The organism is Cupriavidus sp. 05N39, from assembly GCF_056397325.1.
This window is the reverse complement of the sequence record NZ_JBFTNE010000022.1, coordinates 120,972-127,991: the sequence shown is the minus strand read 5'-3', so window position 1 is coordinate 127,991 and position 7,020 is coordinate 120,972. Positions and strand designations below refer to the sequence as shown.

Below are 7,020 nucleotides of genomic sequence, written 5' to 3'. Positions count from 1 at the left end.
GTGTAGATCTCTCCCAATCGCTCCACTGCCTCGAACGACACTACCGACAGTTCCGCCGCGCTGGCCGCGCGAGGAATGTCCAGATGGTAAGCCTGGCGCCCGGGCATCCTTGTGCCGTATGCCTCGAATTTGTCGATAACGCCCATGTCTTCTCCGTTGTCACGCCTGCCGCTTCGCGGCAAGCTTCGTGGCGGATTGGTTGCGCACGCCAGGAACGACAAGTGACTAGGTGCTTGGCATCGCGGCGCGCCATGCAACCACGTTTATTCGAAGTCCGGGCTGCGAAACGCTGCGAGCTTGGTGCTCGGGCCCGATTCTGAAAACATGCTACTGGGTGAGTGCGGAGAGGATCAATCGGACGTGTCCTATTCTTTGAAGAAATTTAAAGAAATTTGATGTTGCGGATCGCCGTTTAGTTGCAATGCCAACGATGGAAGGTGGGGCTACAGGACGGAATTTTCGGCAGGACATGGCCTTCGCGAGCCGTTTTTCTGGTGACGTAGGCATACTTGTATTGGCCCGGCGAGGTGATGCGCGCGCTCAGCGTGCCGTGGATCCGCGGCCATTTTTCTTCATGCAGCGGCAGCCGGAAACGCCGGTCGGACGGGATCGCCTTGTAGGTGTTGCGGTAGGCCTGGTGCCGTCTCCGGGATCGATCAGGAACGTCGCGTCCTTGCCGAGATAGTCGGCCCGGTCAAGCGGCAAGGGGTGCGTCAGCAGGATGGTGACGGTATAGGGCTCACCCATGCGCTCCACCGCTTCGAATGACACCACCGACAGGTCGGCGGCGCTGGCCGTGCCGGGCACCTCAAGGAAGTAAGCCTGGCGCCCGGTCAATCCCTTGAACGGCGCACTGCCGTATGTCCTCCGTTGTTCATCCGGATCCGTCATGGTTTCCGCTCCGTTGTCGGCGTGATCGATGCTGACGCAGGACTTTAAACGTCTTTTTATATGCCATAAATACCTTATATGCCGTTTTTTAAATTTAACATTTATTTAACATAAATTCGTACTGGTCCTATATCCATCGAATGGGTATCCATGCTACTAATTGCGCCGGATTGCCTTACTGATCGTTATCGAAAGAATTAGAAAACGTTTAAATCAGATATAAGAAAGGAGCAAGCGATGGCTGAGAGTTTCCAGAACGAAGTGCCCAAGGCACGGGTCAATATCAAGCTCGACCTGCATACGGGGGGCGCGCAGAAGAAGGTTGAACTGCCGCTCAAGCTGCTGGTGATGGGCGACTACAGCAACGGTCAGGACACGCGGGCGCTTGCCGAGCGTGAGAAGGTGTCCATCAACAAGAACAACTTCAATTCGGTCCTCGCCGATTTCAACCCGAAGGCACGGATCGCCGTCGAGAACACGCTGGTCGGCGACGGCACGGAACTGCCGGTTGATCTGGACTTCCGCGCGATGGACGACTTCAAGCCGGAAGTCGTCGCCGGGAAGGTGCCCGAGTTGCGCGCGCTGATGGCCGCCCGCAATCTGCTGCGCGACCTGAAGTCGAACCTGCTCGACAACGCGATGTTCCGCCGCGAACTGGAAAAGATCCTCAAGGACCCGGCCTTGTCCGAGCGCCTGCGCGCCGATCTGCAGAAGATCGGCGAGGCCGCGCCGGCTTCCCCGTCCGTCCAATAAGCGCCGTTCCCTGAGGAGTGAACCCCATGACCAAGCATGAGATCGCCGCACGCGGCAATAGCGAAGCAGATACCGTTGTCCTGGACTCGCCGGGCAAGAGCGTCTACGAATCCCTGTGCGAGAAGATCAACCTGACGCCGGTCAAGTCCACGCGTCCGGTGGAGTCCTTCCAGAGCGCCGATGCGCTCTCCGAATCGTCGCTGGATGAACGCGTCGCCCAGGCGATAAGCGTGTTCCTGAAGATGATCCAGGACTCGTCGCAGCAGGTGGACCGTCTTGACAAGAGCTTGCTCGATTTCCATATCGAGCACCTCGACCAGCAGATCAGCCGCCAGCTGGACGCGATCATGCACAACGAGACGTTCCAGCAGATCGAATCGGCCTGGCGCGGCCTCAAGTTCCTCGTTGATCGCACCGACTTCCGCAAGAATGTCAAGATCGAAGTGCTGGATGTCTCGAAAGACGCGTTGCGACAGGATTTCGAGGACACGCCCGAGGTCATCCAGAGCGGCCTGTACCTGCACACCTACATCCAGGAGTACGACACGCCGGGTGGCGAGCCGATTGGCTCGATCATCTCGAACTACGCGTTCGACCGCGGCCCGCAGGATATCGCGCTGCTGCGCAACATCTCCAAGGTCTCCGCAGCGGCGCATATGCCGTTCATCGGCTCGGTCTCGCCGGCCTTCTTCGGCAAGGAATCGATGGAAGAGGTGGCCAGCATCCGCGACATCGGCAACTACTTCGATCGCGCCGAGTACTTGAAGTGGAAGAGCTTCCGCGAGTCGGACGATGCCCGCTATATCGGCCTGACGCTGCCGAATTTCCTGGCGCGGCTGCCCTATGGCCCGGAAACCGTGCCGGTACGCGCCTTCAACTACACCGAGGCGGTCAAGGGCCCGGATCACACCCGCTACCTGTGGGCCAACGCCTCGTTCGCGTTCGCCGCGAACATGGTGCAGAGCTTCATCAAGAACGGCTGGTGCGTACAGATTCGTGGTCCGCAGGCCGGCGGCCTGGTCGAGGACCTGCCGATCCACCTGTATGACCTGGGCACAGGCAACCAGGCCAAGATCCCGACCGAGGTGCTGATCCCGGAAACGCGCGAGTTCGAGTTCGCCAATCTGGGTTTCATCCCGCTGTCCTATTACAAGAATCATGACTTCGCGTGCTTTTTCTCCGCCCACTCTGCCCAGAAGCCGACGCTCTACGACACCAAGGAAGCCACCGCCAACAGCCGCATCAATGCGCGCCTGCCGTATATCTTCCTGCTCTCGCGTATTGCCCACTACCTGAAGCTGATTCAGCGCGAGAACATCGGTACCACCAAGGACCGCCGCCTGCTGGAGCTGGAGCTGAACACCTGGGTCAAGACRCTCGTGACCGAGATGACCGATCCGGGCGATGAACTGCAGGCTTCCCATCCGCTGCGGGAGGCCAAGGTGGTCGTCGAGGATATCGAGGACAACCCGGGTTTCTTCCGCATCAAGCTTTTCATCGTGCCGCACTTCCAGATTGAAGGCATGGACATCAATTTGTCGCTCGTTTCGCAGATGCCGAAAGCGAAGAACGCCGCACGCTGGCTCGACAGCCAGSGTGCGGCGCTCCCATGCGGAAAGGGCCTTTCCACGTACCAGCCGATCACGATGAAGATAACAAGACCGCTGTGGGCACAGGGAATTTTCATGACCCCGCAGCATTTCCAGCAACAGGCGCAATGGGACCGGTATGCCGACGAGCACGTCGCGCGCCTTGCCAGCCCCGATCCGTGGGGCACTGTGCGCGTTGCCCTTGACCAGCAGGCCCTGTCCGTTCACCGTCTGGTGGTCAGTTCGCTGGCCCTCCGGCTGCCGGACGGAACGGTGATCGATACCGAGACGGCAGACCGCACGCCCGCGGCACGGGATCTGGCCGACGTGCCGGCGCACATCGACGCGGTGGTCGTGGGGATCGGCCTGCCGCTGATCGATGCGCAAGGCGGCAACTGCATTGAAGCCGGGGAACGGCCCGCCCGGCCGCGCCGCTTCGTGCGCGAATATCTGGAAGTCGCCGACCTGCATGGGGAAGGCAAGGAGGAGATCAGCGTTGAGCGGCATGCGCTGGCGCTGATGTTCGATTTCGAATCGCACGATGACTATGTGACCTGCCCGGTCGCTCGGCTGGTGCGGACGTCCCAGGGGCGCTTCGAGGCCGATCCGGCCTTTGTGCCGCCCTGCCTTTTCCTGTCGGCAAGCGAGCGGCTCACCGGCCGCATGAAGCGGCTCTCCGAAATACTCAGCGCCAAGAGCGCGAGCCTGTCGGTGCGCCGCCGCGAACGATCCGACCAGATCGCCGATTACGCCGTTGCCGATGTGGCGTTGTTCTGGCTGCTGCACAGCGTCAACAGTACGTGGCCGGAACTGGCTCGCCTGTGCGCCGTGCCGCAGCAGCATCCCGAGCGGCTCTACGGCATCCTTGCCCGTCTGGCCGGATCGCTGCTGACGTTTTCCACCACGGAGACCCTGCAGGCCATCCCGCCTTACGACCACCTCGCGCCGGAGCCCGTGTTCGAGGAACTGGAGTCGCTGATTCGTACCCTGCTCGACACGGTGATCCCGTCACGGGTGGTACCCGTTGCGCTGGAACGCCTACGGCCCACCGTCTGGGTCGGCAAGATCCTCGACGAGCGCCTGGTCGAAGGCGCCGAATACTACCTGTCCGTCCAGGCGGGACTTCCCGCTCACGCGCTGCTCGAACAGTTGCCGCGCCTGTGCAAGGCGGGCGCGCCTGACGAGGTGGAGCAGATCGTCAACTCCGCGCTGCCCGGCATCCCGCTGCGCGCGATGTCGCGCGTGCCTGCAGCCATCCCCGTGCGCATCGAGAACCAGTATTTTGCGCTTGATAGCGCGCACCCGGCGTTCAGGCGCATGCTGGCCGCGCGCGCCTGTCAGTTCTACGTTCCTGCGTCGCTGCCGGACGTATCACTTGAACTCTACGCGGTTTTGCCTGCATGACGAACTCCATCTCGATTTTGCCGCTCGCCTTGCGCGACACGGCCCTGACCGTCACCGCGCTCGCTGATGACGATCAGCCTACTGGCTTCGAAGCATTCCGCGCGAAATGCGACGAACAGGTTTCCCGTCTGCGCGAAGAATTCCTGGCGGCCGGCCAGCCCGCCGATGTCGTCGAGGATGCCATCTATGCGCAATGTGCTTTGCTTGACGAAGTCGCGCTGGGCAGGCTGCCCGAAAAAGATCGCGACGCGTGGGAACGCGAGCCCCTGCAGGTGCAGGAGTTCCAGAGTCACGATGCCGGGGAAGCGCTCATCGCTCGCATCGAGCGGCGCCTGGGTGAGGCGCGGCCAGTGCTGCCGCTGCTCGCCGTTTTCCACGCGGTATTGGGGCTGGGTTTCCAGGGCAGGTTCGCGCTGGAGGGCGCCGGCGCACGTGTCGCGCTGATGCACGCTATCGATGAACGCCTGGATCGTGCCGGATGGCTTAAGTCGGATGGCCCGGTGCTGGTGACAGACGGCAACGCGCGCCGATGGCGGGGTCATCTGACGCCGCTCGCCTGGGTGGTGAGCGCCTGCGCCGGCACCGGCSTCGTCTACCTTGCGCTGGACCGGTGGCTGGCCACCGCGATCGCCCGGCTCGTCGGCTGAAAGGGTATTCGTGACCGGCTACCCCTACCGCACGCTCTTCGGCTGGATCGCAGTGCTCGCGCTGGCCTGGCTGGCGTTCAGCTCGCCATGGCCGGCGACATGGAACCTCCTGTTCGCTGCCTTCACGATCGGGCTGGCGCTTCTGGCGATCATTGTTGCCACGCGCCGGGTGCGCGCACGGCAGCGCGCCGCGCAGCCGGTGCTGCAAGCCATCGATGCGTCGCTGGATGGGCTGCCCCATGGCATCCGGCGCAATACACCGCTGGTATTGGCGATTGGGGACGCATCGGGCGCTCCGCCGCTGGCATTCGGCGAGGATCTGGTCCGAATCACGGACGCGGCGATCTGGGTGCGCGTCGATGACCCGACCCGGCTTGCACATGTGGCTGACGCCCTCAAGCGCTGGCGCGAAGGGCAGGGTCCGGATGCCATCGCCTACCTGATCGGCGCCGACCAGGCCCGCGACGCGGCCGTGCTGAACGCCGGGCTTCGGCGTTGGCGCTCGGCCATCGGCGAGGCCAGCGGTGGGGTTGGCTACGACCTGCCGGTCTGCGTTGCCGTGTACGCGGAAGAAGTCACCCGAAGCAACGGTGCCCCGGACGATTGCCCCTGGTTCGGCATCTCCGGCGCCGAAGTGATGCAAGGCGATACGCTGCCCGCCCAGATTGCCGCACGCGTCCTGCTTCACGCGCGGGCCGCGCTGCCGACGGATCGCGAGGCCCGCATGCACCGCGCCGCACGGCTCGATGCCCTGGCGCGCTGGGCGTGTGGCGCCTTGCTCCCTGCGCTGCTCGATAGCCAGCGCGGCAGCCATCGGGTGCACGTTGCAGCGTTCGGCGTGACCGCCACCGAGGGCAGCCCTGCCGCGGATTCGTTGTATGCCCGCTTCATCGAGCAAGCGACCGCGCTTGCCCGCATCGCCAGGGATGGCCGCCGTGCACGCTACCCGCTGCCGGAACCCCTGATCCGGGGAATCGCCCGGCAGCCCGTGCGTCGGGCGCTACCGAGCGCCATTGCCCACGCCTTTGCCTGGCTCGCGCTGGCCTTCTGCGCGGCCGCCGCGGCCTCCGCCTGGCAGAACCGTGCCCTGGTGGCGCGCGTCGTGGGCGATATGGCGCGCTATCGCGCCATCGGACCGGAGCATGACGCCGCCCGGGTCGATGCACTGCAGGCCATCAAGCGCGATCGCGACGAACTCGATCAATACGAACGCGTTGGCATACCGCCGCGCCTTGGCCTGGGCTTCTATCGTGGCGCCGGGCTGCTGGCGCCGCTCAATGCCCTGATCGCCGCGTATCGACCGCCGGCACCGCCGCCATCGACCATCGAACTGGACAGCCTGTCGCTCTTCAGGAGCGGCAGCGCGGCTCTCAACCCCGGCTCGAATCGCGTGCTGATCGGCGCGCTGGAGATGATCAAGGCTCACCCGGACAAGCGCGTGCTGGTGGCCGGGCACACCGATACCGTAGGCAATCCTGGCAGCAACCTCAAGCTCTCCGAGGCCCGTGCGGCGTCAGTGCGCGACTGGCTGGCCGACGCGGCCGGCTTGCCGCCGACCCAGTTCGCGATTCAAGGCTATGGCGATACCCGTCCCAAAGCCGCCAACGACACCGAAGCGGGGCGTGCCGCCAACCGACGTGTCGAGATCACGCTCATCCCTGATTGCCGCGACGGCGATCGTGCCAATCGGGCAACTTTGGGCCATCCGGCCTGTTCATTCCAGTAGAAGGAGAAAG

The 7,020-nt window shown here is 63.6% G+C and carries 4 protein-coding genes and 2 pseudogenes; 5 read left to right on the top strand and 1 reads right to left on the bottom strand.

What is annotated here, in order from left to right; all coding sequences use genetic code 11:
* Window positions 1-630 precede the first annotated feature (630 nt).
* A pseudogene (locus tag AC1DN0_RS13415) lies at window positions 631-891 on the bottom strand (type VI secretion system tip protein VgrG); the annotation flags it as partial.
* Between the two features lie 237 nt (window positions 892-1,128).
* Here AC1DN0_RS13415 and tssB point away from each other — a divergent pair.
* The 5 genes and pseudogenes from tssB (at window position 1,129) to AC1DN0_RS13390 (ending at window position 7,010) form a co-directional block, all read left to right on the top strand.
* Window positions 1,129-1,644: a type VI secretion system contractile sheath small subunit gene (gene tssB / locus AC1DN0_RS13410; RefSeq protein ID WP_441627713.1), complete on the top strand. Its 516-nt coding sequence runs from the start codon at window positions 1,129-1,131 to the stop codon at window positions 1,642-1,644.
* Between the two features lie 26 nt (window positions 1,645-1,670).
* Window positions 1,671-3,215, top strand: a pseudogene (gene tssC / locus AC1DN0_RS13405) (type VI secretion system contractile sheath large subunit); the annotation flags it as partial.
* A 75-nt stretch (window positions 3,216-3,290) separates the two neighbouring features.
* The gene (gene tssK / locus AC1DN0_RS13400; protein ID WP_477102716.1) at window positions 3,291-4,637 is read left to right on the top strand and encodes a type VI secretion system baseplate subunit TssK; all 1,347 of its coding nucleotides are present in this window, start codon (window positions 3,291-3,293) and stop codon (window positions 4,635-4,637) included.
* Complete coding sequence (locus AC1DN0_RS13395; protein ID WP_477145775.1) at window positions 4,634-5,284, top strand: DotU/TssL family secretion system protein; 651 nt, start codon at window positions 4,634-4,636, stop codon at window positions 5,282-5,284. Before tssK ends, AC1DN0_RS13395 begins: the two co-directional genes overlap by 4 nt.
* A gap of 10 nt (window positions 5,285-5,294) precedes the next feature.
* Window positions 5,295-7,010, top strand: coding sequence for an OmpA family protein (locus AC1DN0_RS13390; protein WP_441627705.1), 1,716 nt, complete (start codon window positions 5,295-5,297; stop codon window positions 7,008-7,010).
* Window positions 7,011-7,020 lie beyond the last annotated feature (10 nt).

Coding starts and splice junctions, on each gene's coding strand:
- tssB (WP_441627713.1), top strand. CDS start 1,129: ATGGCTGAGAGTTTCCAGAACGAAGTGCCCAAGGCACGGGTCAATATC.
- tssK (WP_477102716.1), top strand. CDS start 3,291: ATGAAGATAACAAGACCGCTGTGGGCACAGGGAATTTTCATGACCCCG.